The sequence below is a fragment of the Indioceanicola profundi genome, assembly GCF_003568845.1.
GTDB lineage: Bacteria > Pseudomonadota > Alphaproteobacteria > Azospirillales > Azospirillaceae > Indioceanicola > Indioceanicola profundi.
The window spans coordinates 20,646-43,806 of record NZ_CP030129.1 but is presented as its reverse complement, the minus strand read 5'-3'; the positions used below and the strand labels follow the sequence as shown (position 1 = coordinate 43,806).

18 protein-coding genes, 1 tRNA gene and 1 rRNA gene are annotated in these 23,161 nt (G+C 66.0%); 8 read left to right on the top strand and 12 right to left on the bottom strand.

Going from position 1 to position 23,161, the window contains the following annotated elements; all coding sequences use genetic code 11:
* Positions 1–28: 28 nt before the first annotated feature.
* The 4 genes from DOL89_RS23510 to rrf all read right to left on the bottom strand — a co-directional run bounded on the left by DOL89_RS23510 (position 29) and on the right by rrf (position 3,475).
* Positions 29–1,213, bottom strand: a complete 1,185-nt coding sequence (locus DOL89_RS23510; protein WP_225890108.1) for a cation:proton antiporter — start codon at positions 1,211–1,213, stop codon at positions 29–31.
* A gap of 24 nt (positions 1,214–1,237) precedes the next feature.
* The gene (locus DOL89_RS23505; RefSeq protein ID WP_225890107.1) at positions 1,238–2,746 is read right to left on the bottom strand and encodes an L-lactate permease; all 1,509 of its coding nucleotides are present in this window, start codon (positions 2,744–2,746) and stop codon (positions 1,238–1,240) included.
* 498 nt (positions 2,747–3,244) lie between these two features.
* A tRNA-Met gene (locus DOL89_RS23500) sits at positions 3,245–3,321 on the bottom strand.
* A 38-nt stretch (positions 3,322–3,359) separates the two neighbouring features.
* A 5S ribosomal RNA gene (gene rrf, locus DOL89_RS23495) occupies positions 3,360–3,475 on the bottom strand.
* Positions 3,476–3,740: 265 nt separating this feature from the next.
* Here rrf and DOL89_RS23490 point away from each other — a divergent pair.
* From DOL89_RS23490 to DOL89_RS25405, 3 genes are all read left to right on the top strand, one after another.
* On the top strand, positions 3,741–4,328 hold the full coding sequence (locus tag DOL89_RS23490) for a hypothetical protein (protein ID WP_263973618.1): 588 nt from the start codon (positions 3,741–3,743) through the stop codon (positions 4,326–4,328).
* A gap of 175 nt (positions 4,329–4,503) precedes the next feature.
* Complete coding sequence (locus DOL89_RS23485; protein WP_119681804.1) at positions 4,504–4,701, top strand: hypothetical protein; 198 nt, start codon at positions 4,504–4,506, stop codon at positions 4,699–4,701.
* A 440-nt stretch (positions 4,702–5,141) separates the two neighbouring features.
* Positions 5,142–5,315, top strand: coding sequence for a hypothetical protein (locus DOL89_RS25405; RefSeq protein WP_205574752.1), 174 nt, complete (start codon positions 5,142–5,144; stop codon positions 5,313–5,315).
* A 735-nt stretch (positions 5,316–6,050) separates the two neighbouring features.
* Here the strand turns inward: DOL89_RS25405 and DOL89_RS23480 are convergent.
* Positions 6,051–7,433 carry a MobA/MobL family protein gene (locus tag DOL89_RS23480; RefSeq protein WP_119681803.1) on the bottom strand — a complete coding sequence of 461 codons (1,383 nt, stop codon included), beginning with the start codon at positions 7,431–7,433 and terminating at the stop codon, positions 6,051–6,053.
* A 1,244-nt stretch (positions 7,434–8,677) separates the two neighbouring features.
* On the opposite strand from DOL89_RS23480, the gene DOL89_RS23475 reads away from it, so the two are divergent.
* The 4 genes from DOL89_RS23475 (at position 8,678) to DOL89_RS23460 (ending at position 13,491) form a co-directional block, all read left to right on the top strand.
* Positions 8,678–10,522: a LysM peptidoglycan-binding domain-containing protein gene (locus DOL89_RS23475; protein WP_162937861.1), complete on the top strand. Its 1,845-nt coding sequence runs from the start codon at positions 8,678–8,680 to the stop codon at positions 10,520–10,522.
* A 3-nt stretch (positions 10,523–10,525) separates the two neighbouring features.
* On the top strand, positions 10,526–11,251 hold the full coding sequence (locus DOL89_RS23470) for a hypothetical protein (protein WP_162937860.1): 726 nt from the start codon (positions 10,526–10,528) through the stop codon (positions 11,249–11,251).
* Positions 11,252–11,617: 366 nt separating this feature from the next.
* Positions 11,618–12,157 carry a hypothetical protein gene (locus DOL89_RS23465; protein ID WP_119681800.1) on the top strand — a complete coding sequence of 180 codons (540 nt, stop codon included), beginning with the start codon at positions 11,618–11,620 and terminating at the stop codon, positions 12,155–12,157.
* 158 nt (positions 12,158–12,315) lie between these two features.
* Positions 12,316–13,491, top strand: a complete 1,176-nt coding sequence (locus DOL89_RS23460; protein ID WP_162937859.1) for a hypothetical protein — start codon at positions 12,316–12,318, stop codon at positions 13,489–13,491.
* A gap of 234 nt (positions 13,492–13,725) precedes the next feature.
* Here DOL89_RS23460 and DOL89_RS23455 read toward each other — a convergent pair whose 3' ends face one another.
* Positions 13,726–14,118 (bottom strand): hypothetical protein, encoded by a 393-nt coding sequence (locus DOL89_RS23455; RefSeq protein ID WP_162937858.1) that lies wholly within the window; start codon positions 14,116–14,118, stop codon positions 13,726–13,728.
* A 344-nt stretch (positions 14,119–14,462) separates the two neighbouring features.
* On the opposite strand from DOL89_RS23455, the gene DOL89_RS23450 reads away from it, so the two are divergent.
* A complete protein-coding gene (locus DOL89_RS23450) occupies positions 14,463–14,933 on the top strand; it encodes a MucR family transcriptional regulator (protein ID WP_119681797.1) in 471 nt (156 codons plus the stop codon).
* A gap of 316 nt (positions 14,934–15,249) precedes the next feature.
* On the opposite strand, the gene DOL89_RS23445 is transcribed toward DOL89_RS23450, so the two are convergent.
* The 6 genes from DOL89_RS23445 to DOL89_RS23420 form a co-directional block, all read right to left on the bottom strand.
* Complete coding sequence (locus tag DOL89_RS23445) at positions 15,250–15,657, bottom strand: hypothetical protein (RefSeq protein WP_119681796.1); 408 nt, start codon at positions 15,655–15,657, stop codon at positions 15,250–15,252.
* A 55-nt stretch (positions 15,658–15,712) separates the two neighbouring features.
* Positions 15,713–15,925, bottom strand: a complete 213-nt coding sequence (locus DOL89_RS23440) for a hypothetical protein (RefSeq protein WP_119681795.1) — start codon at positions 15,923–15,925, stop codon at positions 15,713–15,715.
* A gap of 9 nt (positions 15,926–15,934) precedes the next feature.
* Positions 15,935–19,189, bottom strand: a complete 3,255-nt coding sequence (locus tag DOL89_RS23435; RefSeq protein WP_119681794.1) for an efflux RND transporter permease subunit — start codon at positions 19,187–19,189, stop codon at positions 15,935–15,937.
* Between the two features lie 11 nt (positions 19,190–19,200).
* A complete protein-coding gene (locus tag DOL89_RS23430; RefSeq protein ID WP_119681793.1) occupies positions 19,201–20,526 on the bottom strand; it encodes an efflux RND transporter periplasmic adaptor subunit in 1,326 nt (441 codons plus the stop codon).
* Between the two features lie 4 nt (positions 20,527–20,530).
* Positions 20,531–21,808 carry a TolC family protein gene (locus tag DOL89_RS23425; protein WP_119681792.1) on the bottom strand — a complete coding sequence of 426 codons (1,278 nt, stop codon included), beginning with the start codon at positions 21,806–21,808 and terminating at the stop codon, positions 20,531–20,533.
* Between the two features lie 71 nt (positions 21,809–21,879).
* The gene (locus tag DOL89_RS23420; protein ID WP_119681791.1) at positions 21,880–22,191 is read right to left on the bottom strand and encodes a hypothetical protein; all 312 of its coding nucleotides are present in this window, start codon (positions 22,189–22,191) and stop codon (positions 21,880–21,882) included.
* Positions 22,192–23,161 lie beyond the last annotated feature (970 nt).

Below are 23,161 nucleotides of genomic sequence, written 5' to 3'. Positions count from 1 at the left end.
CGCGGCGCCCTTGCAACCGCAAGGTCGATCACCGCAGGACGCGTCGCAAACCGAAAGGCATAATCAGCGTCGTCACCACGGCCATGATCACGAGAGCGGAGAAGAGGTTGGCGACGATGGGATCGGGCTGATCGAACAAGCCGGCTTCGAGTGCGATGCTGGCAATGATCAGCTCGACCGCGCCGCGCCCGCTCATGCCGACGCCGACCGCGAGCGACTCTCGCGACGACAGTCCAGCGAGCCGTGCCGGCAGTCCTGCGCCAAGCAACTTGCCCAGAAATGCCACGCCTACGAGCGCGAGCAGGAAACCCGGAACTGCGGTTACGGCGCCGAGTTCGACCCGAACGCCGATCGAGACGAAGAAGAGCGGCGCCAGCAATCCGTCCGTAAAATCTCCGACGCTTCGCTTGATGCCGTCGTAGATTTTGGCCCCGACGGTCCCCGGATCAAAGAACAGACCGGCCATGAACGGGCCCAAGATGAAGTCCATGCCCAGGGCCTCCGCCAACACGGCGAAACCAAGCGCCAGCGCCATGAGCGTGCTGAAGTGCGCTGCCGGGATGCGCATCCGGACGACCGCCCGCGAAAGGCGTGGATAGAGGAACAGGCCCACGGCCACGGCAATCACGAAAAACAAGCCGGCCCTCCCGAGCAGCGCCAGCATTGCGAATAAATCCGGAGTGGCGCCCGTCTCGATCACCCCGGTCACCACCGCGAGCAGCATCAGCCCGATCACGTCGTCAAAGATCGCCGCCGAGACCACCGTCCGACCGACGCGAGTGTGCAGCAAGCCCAGCTCCCTGAAAATGCTCACTGCCACGGGGACCGCCGAGATCGACAGCGCCACCCCGACCAGAAGCGCCTGCGCGAACTTCAGCGGCGTCTCCGGCAAAGCAAACCAAGCCAGTGCGAACCCGGCGCCGAGCGGAACGAGCACGCCGCCGAGAGCGACCGCGAGGGAACCGCCCGAATGCTCGGCGATCTCCCGCGGGCGCATCTCGATGCCGGCAAGCAGCAGCAGGAAGAAGATGCCGAACTCGGCGGCGACCTCGAGGAACGGGCTTTCTGCCAGGCTCGCGAGAAGGGGGATCGGCAGCGATGCGGCGGCGACGAGCGCGATCGCCATGCCGGCGACGATCTCGCCCATCGAGGCAGGCTGGCCCAGCCGTTCGGACAGTTCGCCGAACAGCCGCGTGACGACCAGCAGAAGCAAGAGATGAAGAGCATGCTCCATGGCTTACGAGGCCGCCACGAATGCAAGCGCCAGCAGCCCGGCCGCGGTGGTGTAATAGAGCATCGGCAGGAGCGTGAAACGGATGATGGCGCCCTCCTGGCGGAGCAAGCCGACGACGGCGGCCGCGGCGACGACATTGACCACCGACACCATGTTGCCCGCGTTCGCCCCGAGCATCTGTGCGGCCAGCACTGTCGTCTCCGACAGTCCCGCCCTGTCGGCGGCGCTGAACTGGAGCAACGCGAACATCATGTTGCTGAAGGTGGCGCTGCCCGACAGAAAGGCGCCCATGGCGCCGACCAGGGGGGCCACCAGCGGCCAGGCGCCGCCGACGGAATCGGCGGCGACGATCGCGAGCTCCATCGGCATGCTGGCAAGGCCCGCGTCGTTCACCCCCGACTGGATGAAGACGCGCACCATGGGCACGGCCGCGCCCAGCGCCAAGGCGCTGCCGATGAGGACGCGGCCGGCGTCGCGCAGGGCGCTGCCCGCTTGGCCGGCGCCCATCCGGAAGAACACGATCGCGGCCAAGGCGACGCCGACGAAGCCGGCTCCGGGAAGATAGAGCGGCGCGACGGAGACGCCGATGTCGGTTCCCAGAATGCCCGTGGCGGATATCGTGACCGCCTGCAGCCATCCCTTCAGCGGCAGGACGTCCAGGCGCGTCGCCACCAGCAGCGCCGCCAGCAGCAGATAGGGCGTCCAGGCGCGGGCAAACGGCATTGCCGCCGGGACCGGCGGGCCGCTCAGCTGTTCGCCCTTGCCCTGCGACAGGCCGTCCCGGGGCAGCAGCCATCCCTTGCGCGCGACCGGAGTCATCAGCGCCAAACCGACGAGGGCGCCGATCAGCGAGGGGAATTCGGGCCCGAGCAGAACCGCGACAGCGAGGGCCGGACCGGTGAAGGCGAGGCCGGCGAACAGAGCGAAGCGCCAGGCGCGCAAGCCGTCCCGCCAGTTCCGCCCGGGGTCGAAGAAGCGGGTGAGCACGACGACCATGATCAACGGTATCGTCGTTCCGACGAACAGGTCGATCATGACCGCTTGCATGGCGACGCCCTGAAGGAAGTCGGCCGCGGGCACGTCGCCGAGTGCAGCAACGACGGCCGGTGCGAGGTCGCTGCCCTCCTGCAGGCCTTGGGCGAGACCGACCACGACCGGCGTGCCGATGGCGCCGAAGGACACCGGGCTGCTGTCCGCGATCAGGGCGAGGACGACGGCCGCCATCGGCGTGAAGCCCAGCGCCACCAACAGAGGCGCGGTGATCGCCGCCGGCGTCCCGAAGCCGGCCGCACCCTCGAGAAAGGCGCCGAACACGATCCAGAGGATCGATGTCGCGATGACTGCGCCCTCGATCGATGCCGCGATCACCTGGCGGATCGGAACCTTCCACACGATGATGCTCACGGCGGCCGTGAGCACCAGGCTCAATGGCATGGCCGTGGCCGCCGGCAGCCGCAGGATCACCAGGAGCCCGAAGACGGCAAGCAACGGTGTCAGGGCGGCGAGCAGCATCGGAAATCGCAATCAGTGCAGGACGGACAGACGGACACGGCATTCTGGCGCTTCGGGCGCCTTCCACCACGAGCTACGTCCCGCGATGAACGACTGGTGCTGAATGAGACAGACGCCCGAGCGGTACGCCCTCTTACAGTGCCGGAGGCCCGAGTGGTCGCTTATCTCGACGCTCGCCACCAGACCGGCGACAACCTGTCCCTGGGACAGCGGCGACCATTCTTTCACGCCACCGAGATTCTCGCGACGCCATAGCGTCGAACATCCGACGGAGAGATCGCGAATTACGTCATCGGGGCGCTGCGGCTCGCCGGCGCCGATCGAGCGCTGAGGCCCGGCCGTGCGCCCGCATGAGCGCTTTACGTTGCTTTTTCCGCCGCCGGCACTTCGCTAGAGTTTCCGGCCGGATGATTCCGATGTGATTCCGGCGCGCGTTCTTGGAGACCTGAGCAGGGCACGAAAAACGCCGCCAAGTCACTGACTTGACGGCGTAATCTTTGGTTGCGGGGGCAGGATTTGAACCTGCGACCTTCAGGTTATGAGCCTGACGAGCTACCGGGCTGCTCCAACCCGCGCCAACATGTCCATGTCTGTTCAGCCCCGGGGCCGGCAGAGCCGGCAGCGACCGACTCTCCCATGTCTTAAGACGCAGTACCATTGGCGCTGAGGTGTTTCACGGCCGAGTTCGGGATGGGATCGAGTGTTGGGACCCTCGCTATGACCACCGGCTCGGCAGGCCCTGGGCAAACATGGATGGTTTTGAGAAGGAATGCGCCGGCGGCCCCATACCTGAACATCTCAGGCGACATGAGGAACTGGCCCCCCATCCGGATGGGAGGTCTGCATGTTGGCCAGTTCAGTGGAAGCTTCTCCGAGGGTGAGCAATCCGCGGAGGGAGGAGATGAGAACGCCGGACGAGGTTGCAGCCATGCTCAGGCCCAAAGGCCTGGGCTGGGGTGTTCGGCGGATTGCTGCGGAACTTGGATGCAGTCACATGACGGTGCGGCGCTATCTGGAGGCAGGTGGCTGGACGCCGGCACAGCTGCCGCGGCGCTCAAAGGCGCTGGACGGGTTGGAGATGTGGCTGGCGGAACGGTTCCGGCAGCATCGGGGCAATGCCGACGTGGTCCGTCAGGATCTGGAACGCGAGCTGGGCATCAGGGCCAGCCTTCGTACAGTGGAGCGGGCCGTGGCCCATCTGCGCCAGGAGATGACTGCGGCGGCCAAGGCTACAGTGCGGTTTGAGACGCCACCGGGGCACCAGCTCCAGGTCGATTTCGGCGAGCTGCGGATACCGGTCGATGCTGAGGAGCGTGGCCGTGTCTACCTGTTCGTGGCCACGCTCGGTTACTCGCGCCGTGTCTATGGAGCAGCACCGGGCTTGTGCCGGACCGGCATGCCGAAATGCCAGGTCTGCGGGCTGAGGGCATCGGGTTGGCAGACTCGCCATGAGCGCCGGGAGATTCAGCGGAAGAATGTTCCAAACACCAATCCGGAGGCCGCTTTCAGGCGTGATACCGGCGCGCTTCCGTGCGAGGTGCAGCTATCGGAAGAGTCCAACGCCCTTGAACATCTCGCGTAGCCGTCAGCACCAGGAGAGCCTCCGATGTGCGCCGGCATCGCGCCTGACCAATGGGGGCGGAAAAGCTCTGGACCTTGCCCCGGACCTTGCCCCGGACCTTGACCGCGGACCGAAACGGTCACATCCTTGCATTCGCTCAAGGCGATCTGGGAACTCCAACAGAGGTTCGGGGTCCATGGCCATGGGGAACTTGAAGAATTCTGGCGAGAACACGCCGCCCACAACCTCGACGGCCCCACAGCCGCCGAAACACGGCTATTTCCCGAAGCGGGAGCTGCTGACCGAGGCCGAACTGGAACAGGTGCGAGAGCGCAGCCGGTTGCGGCGCGCGTATCTGCGAGAACTCTTCAAGGACATCACGCCGCTGAGATAGCCGCCAAGCCAATAGGCCATAGATCTTTCGACACGACTGTTCGTCTGGCCTTGCCTGAGCGCAAGCTTGCGCTGGGATTAATCCGTAACTCATTGCACTTACAGGACCATTGCGCACAATGGCTCAGGTCGGATTGAAACGAGCGAGGACCGTGCCTCCGCTTTCGGCGTTGTTCGCGCTTATCTCGCCATTGCCCAATCTCTTGAGAAAGCGCCGGCACGGGGAGGAGCGAAGACACTGGTGAGACCTGCCCACCAACGAACCAAAGACCATGAGATGTAAGGATAGTCGGATGATGCAGTGGCATCACTGCATCAAGGTTGGCATCATCGCATCATGTGTCTATGCGGTCGCGCAATGCTGCATTTGGATTGCGCCGCAATCCTGAGCAGTTTTGGCTCAAGCTGCCAGCGATCAGAATCCTGCGGGAGGTTGAAAGGATGGCGCCGGAGAAGAAGGACCTGACCTCGACGGCCTTACAGCCACCGGAACATGGCTATTTTCCGAAGAGGGAGCTGCTGACCGAGGCCGAACTGGAACAGGTGCGAGAACGTAGCAGGTTGCTGCGCGCGCGATTGCGCGAACTCTTCAAGGACATCACGCCGCCGAGATAGTCGCCTATCCGGCATAGGCGTTCACTGCAGCTTGGCTGCGGCACGCGTCTTTATCACGACCGCGGCGCACTGTTGTCGGTTTTGTGTGCATGTTCTGCCCCGAGCCCTATTTCGCTGATCATTAAGGGCGCGGACCTGTTTGTGAGCACCCGGGTGGAAGCCGGCGATATCGCCCATGTCCGCTATTCCGCCGTCGGATTGGCGTCAGGAGAGCTTCTCGATCCCTGATCCGGCCTGGCGTTGAAGCCGCAGGAGCCTATTGTATCCTTGTGAAAACAGGCTGGGATCATCGGCCCGCCTGGAGCAGAGGCACCGGACCGGTGCTGATCTTCGCTTCAGGCTGCGTGCCGGCTGCCCCGGACCGGGGTGGCCGCCCCGCGGCGCCGTCCCGGTGCCGCGGCCGGAAGCACCGATCCGGTGCTTCCGGACCGTCCGGGTGGCGGCGGGAGCTGCGGCGGGGCGGTACCGATCCGGTGCCGCCTTGCGGGAGTGTCGGGAGGCCGACGGGCGTCAATGGGCTATTGCGCAGCCCGAACCCTGGGCGGGCTGCTGGTAGAGCACCGGACCGGTGCTCCATCCATTGACGCCCGCCGGCCTCCCGACACTCCCTTCCTCTCCGCCGCAGCTCCCGCCGCCACCCGGAATCTCTTATCCCGACATTCACGCGGCCATGCCCTCCAAAAAAGGGAAGGCGCTCCAAAATGCCTGTGGGGAGCGGGAGCATGAACTCCGATATCAGCGCTGCAGCTGCTGACGGCGTGCTCGCAGAACAGCAGCAAGGATCGAGATGCCCTGGCGTGCCTGGTCCGCGATCGCGGCGTCTGTTGTGCCGGCCAGAGCCTCGCGCGTCATCCTCAGTCGAAAAGACAGGGCTTTCGTGCTGAGCCGCCGGGCGTCCCGCCGCGCATCCGCAGGAGCAAGCGCGCCGGCCCCTACCAGGAAGACCGCATGCTGATGGGGAGGCGCGGGCTCCTTATCGGCCTGAAGCGCCGGCGCGGGCGACTGGGTCGCAATATATTCCGGCTCAACTGGTCCCGCTGCTTGCTCCACTGTGCGATGCTGCAGGCGCCAGCGCGCCGGTCCCGCATGCCGTCCTGGCGCCGTGATAATTCCGGATTCCGCATAGGAACGGGGATCGTAGCGCTTCGAGGCGCCGATGCCGGTCAGGGCATCATTCAAGGCTGCGGCATACCGGTCGCGCAGACCAGCGGCCCAGGCGCCGCCACCCGCCCCGTCGCCGCGGGCGGACCGGTCCGGCGGGCCAATGCGCCATGAGCCGTAGCCGGCGCGGTCCGTTACGCGCTCGCCATAGACCACATGCAGGTGGACATTCCGGCTGTCGGTCCCCTTGTCGACCTCGGGCCAATGCGCGGTGACATGGTAGGGGAGGCGGCGCTCGGCCAGCGGCGCTACGATTGCCTGGGCCAGCGCCCGGACGCGGGTCGGGCCATCCGGCATGTAAGCCAGCTCATGCGGCACTTCGACGATGATGCGGCTCTGCAGCCGGGCATTGGCGCGGTTGGCCGCCGCCGCATAGGCGTGCCAGAAGCGGCTGCGCTCCTCCATGTCCGAGCCGAGGTTCCCGAAGCTGACGGCGCCCTGCTCGTCATGGACCACCTGGCTTTGCCGCTCCGCTTCCTCGAGGTCCGCACGCTCGATATAGCGCTGGAAGTCGGCAGCGGCTGCAGGCCCACGGGCGCCCTTGCCGCCGCCGCGTGCCCACCGAGCCTGGGCCTGCGGTGTCCTGAAGCGTGCGGCGGCCAAGGCGTTTGCCGGGGGCACGGACCAGGCCTGATGCTGCCGGTTATACTGGCCGCCCAAGGCGCGGACGGTCTTGACCTCGTGCCGGTTCGGGAAGGCCCAGACACGATCTGGGGGCAGGGCCGCCGGATCCCGATCGCGCGCGGATCCCACATGGGTGAGGGCGAAGTGGAAACTGACGCCGCGGTCTGAGCGTGGCCGTGCTGTTGGGGCAAGGCGGGGCAGGGGGCGGCTCAGGGCCCGTACGACCTCGTCATTCTCGATCAGACGGCCCCGGGTGGGGTGGTCCGCTTCCTGTTCCGCAAGAGCGCGCCGAAGCCGGGCGGCGGCGATCTCGTCCTGCTTATCCCCGCTCATGGAGATGCTCCTATAGTCCAATCTGAGCCGAAGCTTAATTGAGAGCAGGCGGACAACGCCAATCACTGCCCGCGGCAGGTGTCAGTCCTTCGAAATGTTTGGAGATAGCTGCGGCGGGGCGGATCGATGCCGTACTTATCAGTACCATCCTGGCCAGAAGTGGGACCGAACCGGGCGGCGCCTTCGGCCTCGGAGCGCTGAAGCCGCGGGTCTACTGCTTGGCGGACATAAGGGTCCGCAGTGGCGCTCGACAAAGTCGCACACGTGAAAACGCTTCCCAGGCGCGGCGGTCGAGCCGGCCAGCGGCACGGTATCGGCCGAGACGATCCTGGGAGGCCTCGTGGAGCGCACCGGCGCAGTCCGCACCGGCTCCGGTGCGCCGCTGAATTGAGAGTAGAAGCCGTGGAATGATCCGCACCGGCAGTCAGATCACACCCATGATTCCTCTACGAGAGCTCGCGGCGAGCGGAAACTGCGCTCCGTCGTCGGCCGAATAGCGGCGATGTAGACCGCAAAATGTACGATGAAAAAATGCTCGTGCCCGGTCCCGGAAATCCGAACAGGACGCTGTCGTCAAATTGCCAGAATGACCTATCCTACGCACTATCACCACTCGGTAGGCGTGACAGGGGCGTTCGTCCCGCGTGACACAGTAAAAGGCAATACGCCGACTATCCGGAGCAAAGCGATGATATTGTCGTCACGGCAGTGTCGGGCCTAACTATTCCGGAGCCGCAAGGCCGAGTGCCGGACCGCACCTTGCGCTCTATCAGCAGCAGCTTACTCCCGTTCCCAATGGGATTTGGCGATCCGGGGAACGCCCCTTGCAATCGTCAGTCCGCTCGTCAGGCGGAGACGCACCAGCGCGGTCGGAATATTGCTTTGTGCTGGTGCGCCGAGTCTGGTGTGCGGTGGCCGGCCATTCACCATCGCCATCCCCAAGATGGGCGGTCACACACCAGCGCCCAAGGCTGCCCGGAAATTGCGCCCCCAACTCCTGATAAAAATTCTTCGCTCCACCGCAAAAATCTCGCCCAGGTGATTGGCGTGCTCAATTTCGTTCAGGTTAGCCTAACCCCATAGGTCGGCGTTTATAAGTTGAGCACTCGATGTTGAGCAGATCCAATGATGGAAGTTTGGGCGGGGCGGGGTTAGCCCCGACTCGGGAAGAAATCCTAAAGGGACGGGGCTGCCGGCGCAAGAACCTTGACGCCTCTGCGGCTGGCAGGACCCTTCTCGATAAGGTGGCGGAGATATCGCGTGGACCAGATAAGGCTTCGCTGCCATCCATAGAGGAGACCGTTGCCGAGGTTCGGAAGCACCTGTCGCAACTGGACGATCGTGCCGCCGCGAGGATTCAGGAGAAGGTTCGGGCGAACCTGTGGTTCGGTAATCCGTGCCTGCCGTTGGCCACCGAGATCGCGAGGCTGTCAAAGGCGGATTATGCCGCCCCGCCATCGGAACTTCTCTGGTCGGCCTGCAACAACCTCGGCCTGACGATCGAGGAACTGTCCGGACAGGATGGCGGTCCGGACAGTCAGGCCGGCGCGAATGCGGACGAAGCTGAAGCCTCGATCCTGTCTGCGCGCACGGGCCTGACGGATACGGGGGCCTCTGACGGAGCGGCCCTGCCGGATCCGGACACAGCGTCCATGCCGGCCTGGACACCGATCCTGATCGGCGAGGCAGCCGCTGCATCAGCGGATGCAGCGGCCGAGGGGGAAGGGGGAACGGCGCCGGTTCTGTTCCAGCCCGAGGCCACGGTGCTCGACGATCCCGCAGAGATGGCCGCGTCGGCGATGTCTAAGATCGAGGAGAACGATCCCCTGCTGGAGGAGGAACCTCCACCTGCATGTATTGGGGCGGGCGGCGTGCCTGCGGCATCGACACCGTCGGATGCCATTCGCCGGATCACGGACGAGCTGGCGCAGGAGGTGGAAGCGCAGGCAACCTCGGTGCCAAACGGCGTGGCGCCGACCGATCTGCCGCCCCAGGCCGGCTCGGGAGATAACCCGGTATCAACGCTGACTGTGGATGCAGCGGCACCGGGCCCTGTGCCGGAACTCACGGCCCCACGCCGCGCCTGGTTCGCCCGGAAAGGCAAGACCGATCCACCCGCCGAGGCCAATCCCGCCGGACCGAAGCGGGACCCACGCGCCCTGGTAGCACTCGCCGTGGTTCTGGCCGTGACGGCGGTTTTCGTGGTCTGGCCGCTGATGTCGGGCGGTGTCCAAACGGCAGCGTCGCCGTCCGCGTCCCGGCCTACTCCTGAAGCTCAGGAGGCGGCATCTCCCCGGCAGACCGAGATGGACACCGCCGCAGCCCTGCTGCCACCGTCGACCACGCCGAAGGATGCCGCTGTGATGGATCTGCTGGCCGAAGCGGCGATGTCACCCAGGCCGGCCGCGTCCGGCGCCCTCCCGCCAGGTATGACGGCGCAACCCCGTCCGGAGCAGCCGGACAATCCGCCGGCGACGCTGCCAGTCCGGACGCAGGAGGCCCAATTGTCCGGACAGGATTCCGGTCCCAGGGCGCCGGAAGCCAGGGTTTCCGCCGCTCCGGTGGTCCCGCCGACGCCGCTCGAGGTGCCGCCGTCGACCACACCGTCAGAGCGAACCGAGCCTGCGACTGCAGAGGATGCAGCATCCCTGCCGGACACCGAGATCGCGTCGCTCATCGAGGTGGTGACGGCGGAACTGAAGGAGGAAATCGCGGCGCAGCGTCATCTGATGGAAAGGCAAGCGGCTGAGATCGCGGGCCTGCGCAAGGAGGTTTCCAGCCTCCGCCAGACACCGCCCGCCGGTTCCGAGGCGGCAGGGGACCCTTCAGCCGCAGCAGGCACGACCGGGCCGCACCCTCTCTCGTCGCGGGCCGCCCTGGGGGCGATCGAGCGCGATCCGGAAACGCAACGCCACTACGTCCGTGTGATCCCGGGCGAGACGCTGGCGGAGGTGGCACAGCGAACCGGCGTGAGCGTGATTGCGATCCAGAGGCTCAATCCCGAGGTGGCGCATGCCCTTCCCTACGCTCGGCTCATTAGCGGCAGCCTCTGGATCGAGCCGGTATCCGCAGTTTTCGAGAGGAGATGAAGCATGGCAAGGAAGCGCAACAGCATTGATGGACATTGCATGGACCGCGTCCTCAAGGGGCGCGGATGCGCACGCAAGCACATGGAGGTTTTCGGCAGCGGAATGACGCTGCTGAAAGAGCTGGCGCGCCTATCACGGGGATCTGATGGAGATCCGCTGCCGTCCATGGACACTGTTGTCGCGGGATTGCAGCAGAGCCTGCCGGACTTGGACCGGGATGCAGGACGTCGTATCGCAGACGGTAAACGGCGCTCCAACTTCTGGTATGGCGCGCCCTCTATTCCTTTGGCTGTTGCGATTGGCCGGCTCGCAAAGGCTGACCCCGCGGCTCTTCCGTCAATGCTCCTCATGCAGGCTTTGGAGCGCCTGGTAGGGGTTGCGCCTCCTTTTGCCTGCCAAAACGTCGTTCCGGCGGATGGCCGTCGGCCGGCCGAACAGGCCGACGCATTGGTGGCTGTTGTCGATGATGCCTGGAAGACGCTCAATGCATTTGCCACCGCTGTGAGCGACCGCGGCGCTATCACTGAAGCCGTCGTGCTCTCGGCGCCCATGGCGCAGGCGATTGATCTCAGCCGTAACCGGATGGCGTCCGCCAGTCGCCTGATCGTGTCGCGCAGGTCCTGGATCGAGATGGCCATCATGGAGAAGCTCCAGATGGAAGCAGCGGCGGATCGGCGGAAGGGGAGCAAGGCACGGACCAGACCCTCGCGTCTGCTGGTCGATCTATGAGACGCGCACCATGACGCAGGACGCGCACCACGAAGCAGAAGGCCAGGATTTCTGCGGCACGCACCTATGTCCCGGTGCGCGGACTCCAGTGCGCAAATGCGGATTGGTGCGTGGAATCCGCCTTCATGGGGCCGCCGGTGCGTGCCGCACGAGGCCAAACAATGGAATGAGCGGGCAGCCGCCCGCGAACCGCCGAAAAACCGCCCTGGCAACCGCTTTCGAGCGGTCCCGAAGGCAAAAGCCGAGGGATGGCCAGGGCGGTTTTTCGGCGGGAGCAAGATTACGCAACCGTCCGGACAAGCTGCTGATGTCCAAAGTCCGGACGTAAGCCGCCCCAGTGCGGTGAGACCTTTCAGAGAGGAAAGCATGGCGAGTGGCGGACCGACGATCGAGATCAGGGTTGGGGCGGGCGACAAGGAGAAGGTTCGGCAAGTCGCCGGCCTGCGCGGCTTCCTGGGGCGAGGCAACCAACCGGACATGACAGCCTACATCCTGCACGTGGTGCAGGCCGACATGGTCCGGGCGCTATCAGCCGGGCCAGAGGCTGTCCGCGCAGCAGGGTCAACACCTGCGGCAATACCCCTTCGGCTTCGTTCCGATGATGTCGAAGCGGTCAACCGGCTTTGTGAGCAGCTGCGCAGATCCGGAAGCTTGCTGAACCAGATCGCTCGCGCGGTGAACACGATCGCAGCTGGCGGCGGCAAGGCGCTGCCGCTTCCCGAGATCGGTCGCATCCAGTCGATCATCGCTGAATTCGAGAGCCATGCGGCCAGGCTCAGGAAAGTGACCTTGCGCGCTCCGGATGCTCACGTATCCGCGGCGCTTCCCGGTCCGTCCGGCCATGCTTCCGGTACTGACCAGAGTGCGACGCCGCGGCGTGGGCGCCCGAGACCATTGGGAAGCTGATCATGGCGCGGCGTATCGGCCCTCTTGGAGATCGCCCGGGGGCTCGGCATGTTGGGGTCAGGGAGGTTCTGGCCGAGGGCGTCCGGTCCCGGGCGGCGATTGCCGCCGGCCTCGTACCCCGCGGAGCCTCTCCTGTCGTTGTGAAGGCTATCGGCAAGGTGTTGCGGGATAAAGCTGTCCGTGCCGTGGCCGCCTATGTGGGCCGCTTTGATCGGCGGCAGGACGCCGAGGCCGAGGACGAATCCGGCGCTGCTCAATATGCAGCGGATCTCGCCAGTCCCGGAGAGGAGGTGTTTGGCAAGCTGCGGGACGAGACCGGCGAGGAGATCACGCCGGCTGAGTTCGTCGCCAGGTTTTCAGAACCCGGATACTTTGGGCTTGAGGCGCGCCATATTGTCTTTGCAGTTCCCGGAACAGCCGTGCAGGCCGATGTGCTTGCCCATGCTTGGCTGGCAGACACGGCCTTGAATTTGGGCGTGCCGGCAGCCTGGGCGGTCCACACCGACCATACCGAGCATCCACATGTGCATGTGGTCCTCGGCGCAAGGTTGCCCGGCACTGGTCAGCCAGGACCGATGCTGCCGTTTGCGCCGGATGGCCGCTTAGCCGATGGGCTGCGGGCTGTCCTGGTCAGGCATGCCCGGGAAATGGGACTGGACGTGTCGGCCGAGCGGGAGTCCGACCGGCCTGACTGGTCGGCGGACCCGCCGCCGCGCAAGGTCGCGCTGCTTGGGGAAGGGCGGGCAGGTTCGCGGGAGGTGATCGAGGCAGAGGACCCCTTTGCCCTTCGTCTGCGCCGCTCCGCGCCGGCCTGGTACGCCCGCTGGGGCGCGGTGTCGCTGGAACGGGCTGGGTTGGTCCAGCAGTCGGGAGAGCTTGATCCGGACGATATGTCCGATCCCTTCGCCGCAGCGTCCTACCGGATGCTGGCGGCAGAGAGCAAATCGCTTGCCCGCTGGATGGCAGCGAACCGCCCGGACGTGCTGCGGGCGGCCGACCTGATCGGCCAGGAAGCCCCTACCGATGATCGGGAAGCAAAGCGCCGCCAGCGATGGCACAGGCGCGCATTCAAGGAGCGTCTGAACCTGGCGAAAGCCATAAGAGCCTGGGACGTCGGTCTTGACGCCGACATGCTCGGCCGCGCCGTTCCGGCGTCCGAACTCGAACGCTTGGTCCTGACGTCCGGTCCCATCGGAGGCGCCATCCGAGCCATCGTGACGAAGGACCCCGCCTGGATCTTGGGCGAACAGGCGCCACCAGATAGCCCGCCCGCCGCAAGACCGCTCGGGCGCAGATCCGGAATCAAGCCTGGACGAGGGCAACAGGAGAGATGATCCTGGTTCGCAGATCGGCCCATGTTCAGGAGTGGCAGGCTTTCAGCCCGGTTCGGTGCCGATAGGGTGCGCGACCGGTTTGCCGGTGCTTTCAGATTGTCCCCATCTTGCGCCAGAGTCAGGGCACGGAGGTCGACCGGCGCTGGGGACTATGTTGGCTTCCCGGTTGAAGGGCATTCTGCCAGCCTTGTCCCGACCTGCCGGCAATCAGGCCGCAAGTGGTCCATAGAAAGATCAAGCGCCGTCACGAAGTCGGCCGGGTTTGGCGGCGGAGAGCTGGTGCGCGGTTCCCGGCGCCGACGTTCCCTGAGGCTGCGCAGTTGGGCGCTCCCGGCGCCAGTAGATTTGATCCTCCGGCACGGTCGCCCGGTAGGCCAGCGCGGCCTCCGCCTGCTCGACCATGGTCCGCGCCTGAATGCTCTTGGGATGATGGGCAAGGAACCGGCGGCTGCTCTCCAGCCACCTCTCCCACCAGGAGGTTTCCGAACGCCAGTTCGGCGGATTGTAGAGACCCGGCATGTCCCACGGAGTATCCGAGGGAATAGCTTCCGGATGCTTGCTCTGGGGGGTTGCCTGCCAAGCCTGCAACAGCTCCGCAGACGAGTGTAAGAACAGCTGATTCGACATCTGACAGAACTCCCAAGCCAGGGTTGGAAGCATAATCGATCAGACCTGCCGCGACCAGGGGCAGCAGTGTCCGATACGACGCGATCAGCTGTCCGGCGCGCCGGTCATAGGCGGCGGCAACCAGGGAAATCGCGTCACGCTGCATCCGGGAATACCTACATCTCGATCCAGCAGGTGGCCCACCGGCGCCGGAACACGGCCAAGCCATGGAGAGGGCGTTGGCCACAGTCGGACGCTCCATTGCGGGCAAGCAACTGCTCTCGACTTGGCGCCACCACCCCTATACAAAATCGCATGCGAAAAGGTCGGAACGCGATCTTCCAAATTCCATAGGAACGAGGTTCATGGACCCAGTCACTACCCTCACGGCCAAGATCGCCGCGTCGTATCTCGAGAGCAATCGTCTTGCCCTGACGGATCTGCCAATCCTGCTACAGACCGTCCACAAAGCCTTGAAGAGCATCGTTGCCCCACCGGCGCCGGAGCCGGAAGCGGCCGTTCCGGCCGTTTCGATCAAGAAGTCGGTGACACCGGATCACATCATCTGCCTGGAGGACGGCAAGAAGCTGAAGATGCTGAAGCGGTATCTCAGGACGGCGTATGACATGAGCCCGGAAGAATACCGGGCCAAGTGGGGACTGCCGCCGGACTATCCGATGGTGGCCCCGAACTATTCCATGGCCCGCAGCACCATGGCGCGCAGCATCGGTCTGGGAAGCCGCGGCCGGAGAGCGGCAGCTGATGCGCAGCCAGCGCCGGAGCCGGTGGAAGAGGTATCAGCCAAACCACGCCGCGGCCGCCGCAAGGCTGGCTGAGCACAGAGCGCAGGAGCCTCGTGGAACCGAGGGGCTCCTGCACGCGATGGTCTTCGTCGTGGTTTTCCTGTCAAGATTCGCGCTGAAGTGCGACAGGTTAGCGGCTCCTGGAGAGCGCGTCCGCCTGGCGCAGGAGGTCGAACGATCGATCCAGGCCCGGTCTCAGCGGCGGCGCGAACCGGCGTTGGAGCCATCGGCCGCATGTCCGCTGTGGAGCAGGCCGACGGCAGCAGCATGGATATGAGGCCGACCTCCTGTTTAGAAGTGTGGGCCAAGGGAGACCGAAGGCTTGCACCACCGGCCCCCGCCGGCAGGCTCAGTGCGCGTGGCCACCGAGCTCGAAACGCGCCTGGGAGGACTTGCCGTCCTTGCCTCGCAGGCTGACCACTGCGTCGGCGCCCTCCGGCACCTCGCCCTTGCCCTCCAGCCGGTCTCCGGCGGGCTGGAGCGTCACAGCACCCTTGCGCGCGGTGCCCTCGGTGAAGAGAACGCTGGCCATCATGCCCTCGGTGGGGACCAGCGCCTCGGTCGCGTGGTCGACCAGGTACAGGGTGAGGGTCCCGTCGCCTGCCACCAGTTCGGCCTCGTACCCGGCGAGGGTCTGAACAACGCCGCCATGCGGGCCCTTGTCGCCCTCGCCATGGGAATGGCCGTGCCCGTCCTGGGCGCTGGCCGCCACGGGCAGAAGGAGGAGACTGGCGGCGATCATCAACTGCTTCAACATCGGTATCTCCTGTCGGGTCGAGGGCCCGGCGGCACATGGCCGCCGGGCCGATTGATCACTGATGGGTTCTGGAGCTCTGCTCTCCAGGTGCTGCGCACCGGTCGGATCCGGCCTGCAGCGGAACATGGTTGCCCTCGCCCAGCACGCGCGGCGTGAGATGCCGCTCACTGCTCGGGCAGCCGCGGTCGGCAACCCGGAGCAGCTCGTTCCCGGACGCGCAAGCCGCCAGCAGCAGCGATACGAGGCCGGTTAGAGCAACATTGGCCATCGGAACCTCCTATTCCGCGGCGTGTCCCACGGGAGCCGCCTGTTCGGGCAGGTCCTCCTCGACGGCCACGGGTTTGGCGAAGCGGCGGTACAGGGCCGGAAGCACGAACAGGGTCAGCAGCGTGGCCGTGATCAGCCCGCCGATGACCACGGTGGCGATCGGCCGCTGGACCTCGGCCCCAACGCTGGTGGACAGCGCCATGGGGACAAAGCCTAGACTCGCCACCAGGGCCGTCATCAGCACCGGGCGCAGACGGGTCTGCGCGCCCACGCGCACGGCGTCTTCCAGAGCCATGCCCTGGATGCGGAGTTGGCGGATGTAGGAGAGCATCACCAGCCCGTTCAGCACAGCGATGCCAGAGAGCGCAATCATGCCGACAGCGGCGGAGATGGAGAACGGCATGCCCCTGAGCCACAGCGCCAGGATGCCGCCGGTCAGCGCCAACGGCACGCCGCTGAACACCAGCACGGCATCCCGGGCCGAGCCGAGGGCGCTGTAGAGCAGCAGGAAGATCAGAGCGAAGCAGGCCGGGACCACAATCATCAGCCGCTCGCGGGCCGCGATCAGGTTCTCGAACTGCCCGCCCCAATCCACCCAGTAGCCGGGCGGCACCGTAACCTCGGCCGCGATGCGGGCCTGCGCCTCCTCCACGAAGGAGCCGATATCCCGGCCGCGGACATTGGCCTGGACGACGATGCGGCGCTTGCCGTTCTCCCGGCTGATCTGGTTCGGGCCTTCCGTAACGGTGAAGCTCGCCACCTCGCCCAGCGGCACGGTGCGGACAGCCCCTGCTCCCTGGCCGTCGACGATAACCGGCGGAAGTGGGATGGGCAGAGATTCAAGCGCGGTAGGATCGTTGCGGAGGCTCTCCGGCAGCCTGGCCACAATCTCGAAACGCCGGTCGCCCTGATAGACCAGGCCTGCCTCGCGGCCGCCGACCGCCATGGCGACCACCTCCTGAACGTCAGCCACGCTGAGCCCGAAGCGTGCGGCCCGGGCCCGGTCCACCTCGACATTCATGAAGGAGGCGCCCGAGACCTGCTCGACGCGCACGTCGGCAGCGCCCTCGACGCCCTGGACAACGCTTGAGATCTCATTGGCCGTGGTCAGCAGGGTTTCGAAATCATCGCCGAACACCTTGATGGCGACATCGCCGCGCACGCCCGCCAGGAGCTCGTTGAAGCGCAGCTGGATGGGCTGGCTGACCTCGTAGACCTGGCCTGGCAGTTCGCCCACGGCGGCCTCCAGGCGCTGGATCAGGTCCGCCTTCGAGAGGTCCGGGTCCGGCCACTGGTCGCGGGGCTTCAGCATCACGAACATGTGCGAGATGCCGGGCGGCATCACGTCCGTGCCGATCTCGGCCGTCCCGGTTTTCGAGAAGGCGTAGGCCACCTCCGGGAAGGCGGCGACTGCCGTCTCGATCTCCATCTGCTGGCCCGTGGCCTGGGGCAGGTTGGTGGAGGGGATGCGGAAGGAATTCAGGGCCACATCGCCTTCGTCCAGCTGGGGGATGAACTCCTGGCCCAGCTGGGTGAAGAGCAGCAGGCTACCGCCGAATAAAACGGCGGCGATGGCAGCGACCCGAAGCGGCGCCTTGAGCGCCCGATCGAGCAGGGGCCGGTAGGCCCGCCCTGCTTGGCGGATCGCGGCATTCTCCTTCTCCTCGACCCGGCCACTGACGAAGATGGCGATCAGGGCCGGAACCAGGGTCAGGGACAGGATGAACGCGCAGACCAGGGCGATGATCACGGTCTGCGCCATGGGCTCGAACATCTTGCCCTCCACCCCTGTGAAGGTGAGGAGCGGCAGATAGACCACGATGATGATCGCCTGCCCGTAGACAGAGGGCTGGATCATCTCCTTGGCCGCGACGGTGACCTCGTGCAAGCGCTCCCGCAGGGTCAGCACACGGCCGAGATCGTGCTGGCGCTCACCGAGACGGCGGAGACAGTTCTCCGCGATGATCACGGCGCCATCCACGATCAGGCCGAAGTCGAGAGCTCCTAAGCTCATCAGGTTGGCGCTGACGCCCGCCTCGAGCATGCCCGTCGCGGTCAGCAGCATGGTGATGGGAATGACGGCCGCCGTGATCAGGGCTGCACGGGCATTGCCGAGCAGCAGGAACAGCACGGCGATCACCAGCAGGGCGCCTTCGGTCAGGTTCTTCGCCACGGTCTTGATCGTCGCGTTCACCAGGTCCGTGCGGTCCAGCACCGTCTTCGCCACGATGTCCGGCGGAAGGGAACTCCGGATGTCCTGGAGCTTGGCGTCCACCGCGGCGGCAACCGTGCGGCTGTTCTCCCCGATCAGCATCAGGGCGGTGCCGACCACCACCTCCCGGCCGTTCTCGCTGGCGCTGCCGGTTCGGATTTCCTGACCGGGCTGGACAGCCGCCACATCGGCCAGGCGCACCGGAACGCCGCTCCGCGTGGCGACCACCACGTTGGCGATCTCGGCCGCTGTCGAGATGCGGCCGTCGGAGCGGACAATGAAGAGCTCGCCATTGCGCTCAAGCTGACCGGCCCCCAGACTCTGGTTCGCCCGTTCCAGCGCCTGGGTCAGATCGGCAAAGGTAAGGCCGTAGGCGACCAGCCGGGCCGGGTCCGGAAGGACATGGTACTGCTTCACATAACCGCCGATGGTGTCGATGCCCGCAACACCGTCGACCCCCTTCATCTGGGGCGAGACGATCCAGTCCTGGACCGTGCGCAGATATGTCGCCTGGTCGGCCTCGCTGGCCAGGAGTTCGCCCTCTGGCGTCTGGTAGGAGCCATCCGGCTGCCAGCCCGGCTCCCCGGCCTGCGCTTCTTCCGGGACAAAGGGCGCGAACTCCACGGTCCACATATAGACTTCGCCAAGCCCGGTGGAGATCGGGCCCATGGTGGGCGTCAGCCCGGGCGGAAGCAGGTCTTTTGCCTGCGTGATGCGCTCGCCCACCTGCTGGCGGGCGAAGTAGATGTCCACCTCTTCGTCGAAGATCGCGGTGACCTGCGACAGCCCGTTAACCGAAATGGAGCGGGTGCTGTCCAGCCCGGCAATCCCGGCGAGCGCCGTTTCCACCGGGTACGTCACCTGCTGCTCGATCTCGAAGGGTGAAAGCGCAGGGGCCAGCGTGGTGATCTGGATCTGGTTGTTGGTGATGTCGGGCACGGCGTCGATCGGTAGACGCAGCAGCGACTGCGCCCCGAACGCCGCTGCCACCGCCACCAGCAGTATGATAAGGAAGCGCCGCTGGACGGCAAAGGTGAGGATGCGTTCGATCATGCCAGCGCTCCTCAATGCGAATGGGAGTGCTCGGCGGCACCCCGCGAGGCTTCGGCCTTGAGCAGGAAGGTGTTGCCGCTGGCCACCGGATCGCCGGGGAAGAGCCCGAAGACGATCTCCGCCGTGCTGCTGCTGCGGCGGCCGACCTCGACGACACGGGTCTCGAAGCCTTCCTCATTCCGGACGAACACCACGATTTCCCCGTTCAGGGTCTGGAGTGCCGAGGCGGGCACCGCGACGTCCGCCGGTTCACCGCCGCTGGCGATCGCCCCAGACACGAAGTCGCCGGGGCGCCATGTGCCATCCGGGTTCTCCAGGCTGGCGACGACGCGGGCTGCCCCGGTCTGCGGGTCGATGGTGGGGCCAGTGAAGATCACCTTTCCTTGGGCCGTCTGTCCCGCAGGCCCCTTGACGGTGACCACCTGGCCTTCACGGACCTGCGGTATGTCGCTGGCATAGACGGGCAGGTTCACCCAGACGGTGGAGAGATCGGCGACGGTGAAAATCTCCTTCTCCGCCGAGACCAGTTCGCCCCGCACGGCGTTCCGTTCCGTGACCCGCCCACTCATCGGGGCGCGGACCTCCAGGCGGCTCATGGCCCGCGGGTCCTGCTTGGGCAGAGCCTCGAGTTCAGCGTCGGTCAGGCCCAAGGTGGCCAGACGCTGGCGGGCCACATCCAGGGCGATCCGGCTGGTCTCCGCCGCCGTGCTGGCGTCGAGATAGTCCTGCTCGGCCGAGACTTTCTTGCGCCGGAGGTCCTCTTCGCGCTTCAGCGTGGTGCTGGCGAGCGCTTCCTGGCGCAAGGCCGCCAGGTAGTCGGCCTTGGCCTCGGCCAGGTCGCGGCTGTCCAGCACGGCCAGCACGTCTCCGGCGGCGACCTGGTCGCCCAGGCGCTTCAGCACCTCCGCGACGACGCCCGGAACGCGGGTCGTGACATGGGCCATCCGGTCGGCATCGGGCACAATGGTGCCCATGACCTGGACCTCCGTCGAGACCTCGCTTGGTCCAGCCTCGACGACCTTGATGTTGGAGCGGCCAATCTGGGCCTCGGTCAGGTGGATGGCGCCTTCCTCATCCTCATGGCCGTGCGCGTCCTCGTGGCCGTGCTCGTCACCGTGGCCATGAGCATCCTCGCCTGCGCTGCCATGGCTATCGTTGGCCCCGCCCTCCTCATGAGCGTGTTCATCCTCCTCGCCATGCTCATGGTTGTCGCCAGCTGCAGGGGCCTCTTGGGTGGACGCAGTGGGAATGGGGCTGCTGCCCTGGTTGAGGCTCCAATAGCCGATTCCGGCGGCCATCAGGGCCAGCACGGACACGCCGATCACAATCTTCTTCATGGAATCACCTCTCCCCGTTTGGGGTGGTCGCCAGCAGCCGCTCGAGGTCGGCGCGCGCGTTGTGGAAGCCCTGGAGGGCGTTGATCAGGTCGCGGCGCGCATCGAACAGCGTGCGCTGCGCATCCAGGACCTCCAGGTAGGAGAATTTGCCCTGCTGGTAGCCTTCCTGCGCCGCACGATACGCCTGCTCGGCCACAGGAATGATCTGCGCCTGGAGGGCGGAGGCCGTGTCGCGGGCTGCATCCAGATTGGCCCGGGCAGCCGTGACCCGGCGGCTCAAGTCCAGCCGTTCGGCCGCGAGCTCGGCTTCCGCGGCCACGACCTCGGCCCGTGCCCGGGCAATAGCGCCCCGGTTCCGGTCGAACACCGGGATGGGGATGCTGACGCCGACCAGGAAAGCATTGTCGTCGGTCTCATGGAACTGGCGCACGCCCGCGGACACGGTGACATCCGGGACGGCGCGGCTGCGCTCCACCTCCAGTTCCGCCCGGCCGCGCAGGACATCCGCCTCCCGGCGCAGCAGATCGGGAGTCTCAACAGGGGGAGACTCTGCAGTCAGTGCCGGAGCATTCAGGCGCGTGAACCAACTGTCGTCCAGCACCAGGATGGACGGTTCCAGCCCGATCAGGCTGCTGAGGACCTGCTGTCCGGCGGCAGCACGGCGGCGGGCCTGCTCCAGGGCGATCTCGGCTTGGCGGCGCGCGATCTCGGCCCGGCTCGCCTGCACGGTTGTCTCGCGTCCGGCCTCGACTCGGGCCTGGATCGATCGTTCGACCTCCTGCGCCAGGCGGACGCGCTCCGCGGCGAGGCCGACGTCCTGTTGGGCAGCGACGGCTTCGGTGAAGGCGGCCCGAACGTCGCGGGCGAGGTCCAGCTGAGCCGCGGCGAGGTCATGCCGGGCGGCCAAGCGCGCGGCACGGGCAGCATCCACGCGGGCGCTGCGCTTGCCGCCGAGTTCAATGGTTTGGGACAGGCCGTAGGTGGTCTCGACACGGTCAAAGCCGGAGAACGGCCCGGAGCCTTCGAAATTCTCCACCTCGACACCGAACTCCGGGTTCGGAAGAGCTCCGGCCTGATCAAGGTTTCCCGCAGCCGCATCGAGCCGGGCTGCTGCCGCCGCGGCACGCGGGGCAACATCCAGTGCGCGGGCGATCGCGGCTTCCGGGGTGAGAATGGAAGATGAGGGCAGAGGGAACTGTGCAGCGGTCGGCGGCTGCTGAGCCCCGACGGCTGGCGCCCAGGCGATTCCGATCGCCAGGGCGGCTGCAAAATGCGCGCGCATGTGGTCTCCGCGTGCGGACGAGCGAACACCGGGTGCGGCCAGGGGCTGTCACCCGGACGAAGTCGGTTCGCTCAGGCGCGCGGAGGCTTGTAGGGCGGGGACGGATCGGCGCTCTCCGGCGCCGGGGTCCTGTCCACGGGATAATGGCTCGAGATCCAGGTCACCGGGGCACTCACCCGGACCGGCGACACATGGTTGGCCGCATGGGAATGGCCGCAGCCGTGATGGCAGTCGACGAACTTCTTGCCCATCGGCGCGTCGGTGTCGCTGTCGCTGTCCACGGAAACCTGGCCATGGCTATGCGCCACGTCCACGGCATGGGAAAAGCCGGGAATGCTGATCATGAACGCCGCAAGCAGCGCGATGATGGCGAACCAGCGCATGTCCAGAAGCTAAGCCCCGAATCTCTCGATTGCAAGCGGCTGCGGCAAAGGCACCAATGCTCGGCGCACGCCAATTTTTCAGATGGTCCTGAACCGGAATATTGGTCCGAAAAGCCAGTGACCTGAGGAAAGGGTTCACGCAACAGCCCTGAGCGACTTCGGCGGCCGCCCCACGGTAGAAACGCCGCCGGCATTGGACAATCGGCAGAAGGCCATGCTGTCTGGTGCCATCATCGCCTCCAACGTGGCGCGCGGAATTCCGGGCTTGGGGCATCGATCACGTCGCTGCCGCTGGTGTCCCATGCTGGCAACGATCTGGCTTGGGCTGCCCCGCATGCCGATGTTCCCGGTCCTGCCTTGGCGTCTGCGGCAAGGAGTGGGCATCTGGCTCGTCTTGGGCTTATCCAGTGCCATGACTGTTAAGCTCTCTGATCATCATGCGGGTTCCGCCTCGGGCAGGCATCAGACTCCGGGATGTCGGCGATGCCCGCCGGCGGCGGCAAGTGTACCTTTCGCTTCAGCAATACCGGGATGGAGGTGAGATCATGTGCTGCCAAGCCGCTGTGAAACGTGCCTACGCCGAAATGCGGGCGTCCGGGGCACCCGAGAAGCACGCCGTCGATGCCGCATTGTTCATCTACCGCCTGCATCACCCTGAAACTCCAGTCGACCTCGCCGAGGCCGAGGTCTCCCGTTTGACCGTGGCGCGCCGGGTCCACTAACGGCTGATCCCCAGAGGATTGTACCCACAGGCGGGGAATTGCCTACTCTCCGCTCCTTGGGTGAGATCTGACTCATGACGGCTTGCGGCGAGTTCCTGACCGTCTATACCCAGGGGGCTCCTGTCCGCGCGCTGCAGCGGCGGCATTTCCCGCTTTGAATCCCGTGCCAGGAAGATCAAGGAAACTGTCGAGTGCCTCTCCTCAGCAGCGGTTTTGACCATGTGCTGAAATCCATTACCCGAGGCACT

Excerpts from the sequence above, each read along its gene's own strand:
- DOL89_RS23470 (WP_162937860.1), top strand. The coding sequence starts at position 10,526 with ATGGCAAGGAAGCGCAACAGCATTGATGGACATTGCATGGACCGCGTC.
- DOL89_RS23505 (WP_225890107.1), bottom strand. The coding sequence starts at position 2,746 with ATGCTGCTCGCCGCCCTGACACCGTTGCTTGCCGTCTTCGGGCTCCTG.
- DOL89_RS23480 (WP_119681803.1), bottom strand. The coding sequence starts at position 7,433 with ATGAGCGGGGATAAGCAGGACGAGATCGCCGCCGCCCGGCTTCGGCGC.
- DOL89_RS23490 (WP_263973618.1), top strand. The coding sequence starts at position 3,741 with ATGACGGTGCGGCGCTATCTGGAGGCAGGTGGCTGGACGCCGGCACAG.
- DOL89_RS25405 (WP_205574752.1), top strand. The coding sequence starts at position 5,142 with ATGGCGCCGGAGAAGAAGGACCTGACCTCGACGGCCTTACAGCCACCG.
- DOL89_RS23440 (WP_119681795.1), bottom strand. The coding sequence starts at position 15,925 with ATGGCCAATGTTGCTCTAACCGGCCTCGTATCGCTGCTGCTGGCGGCT.
- DOL89_RS23430 (WP_119681793.1), bottom strand. The coding sequence starts at position 20,526 with ATGAAGAAGATTGTGATCGGCGTGTCCGTGCTGGCCCTGATGGCCGCC.
- DOL89_RS23455 (WP_162937858.1), bottom strand. The coding sequence starts at position 14,118 with ATGTCGAATCAGCTGTTCTTACACTCGTCTGCGGAGCTGTTGCAGGCT.
- DOL89_RS23445 (WP_119681796.1), bottom strand. The coding sequence starts at position 15,657 with ATGTTGAAGCAGTTGATGATCGCCGCCAGTCTCCTCCTTCTGCCCGTG.
- DOL89_RS23425 (WP_119681792.1), bottom strand. The coding sequence starts at position 21,808 with ATGCGCGCGCATTTTGCAGCCGCCCTGGCGATCGGAATCGCCTGGGCG.
- DOL89_RS23465 (WP_119681800.1), top strand. The coding sequence starts at position 11,618 with ATGGCGAGTGGCGGACCGACGATCGAGATCAGGGTTGGGGCGGGCGAC.
- DOL89_RS23435 (WP_119681794.1), bottom strand. The coding sequence starts at position 19,189 with ATGATCGAACGCATCCTCACCTTTGCCGTCCAGCGGCGCTTCCTTATC.
- DOL89_RS23450 (WP_119681797.1), top strand. The coding sequence starts at position 14,463 with ATGGACCCAGTCACTACCCTCACGGCCAAGATCGCCGCGTCGTATCTC.
- DOL89_RS23485 (WP_119681804.1), top strand. The coding sequence starts at position 4,504 with ATGGCCATGGGGAACTTGAAGAATTCTGGCGAGAACACGCCGCCCACA.
- DOL89_RS23420 (WP_119681791.1), bottom strand. The coding sequence starts at position 22,191 with ATGCGCTGGTTCGCCATCATCGCGCTGCTTGCGGCGTTCATGATCAGC.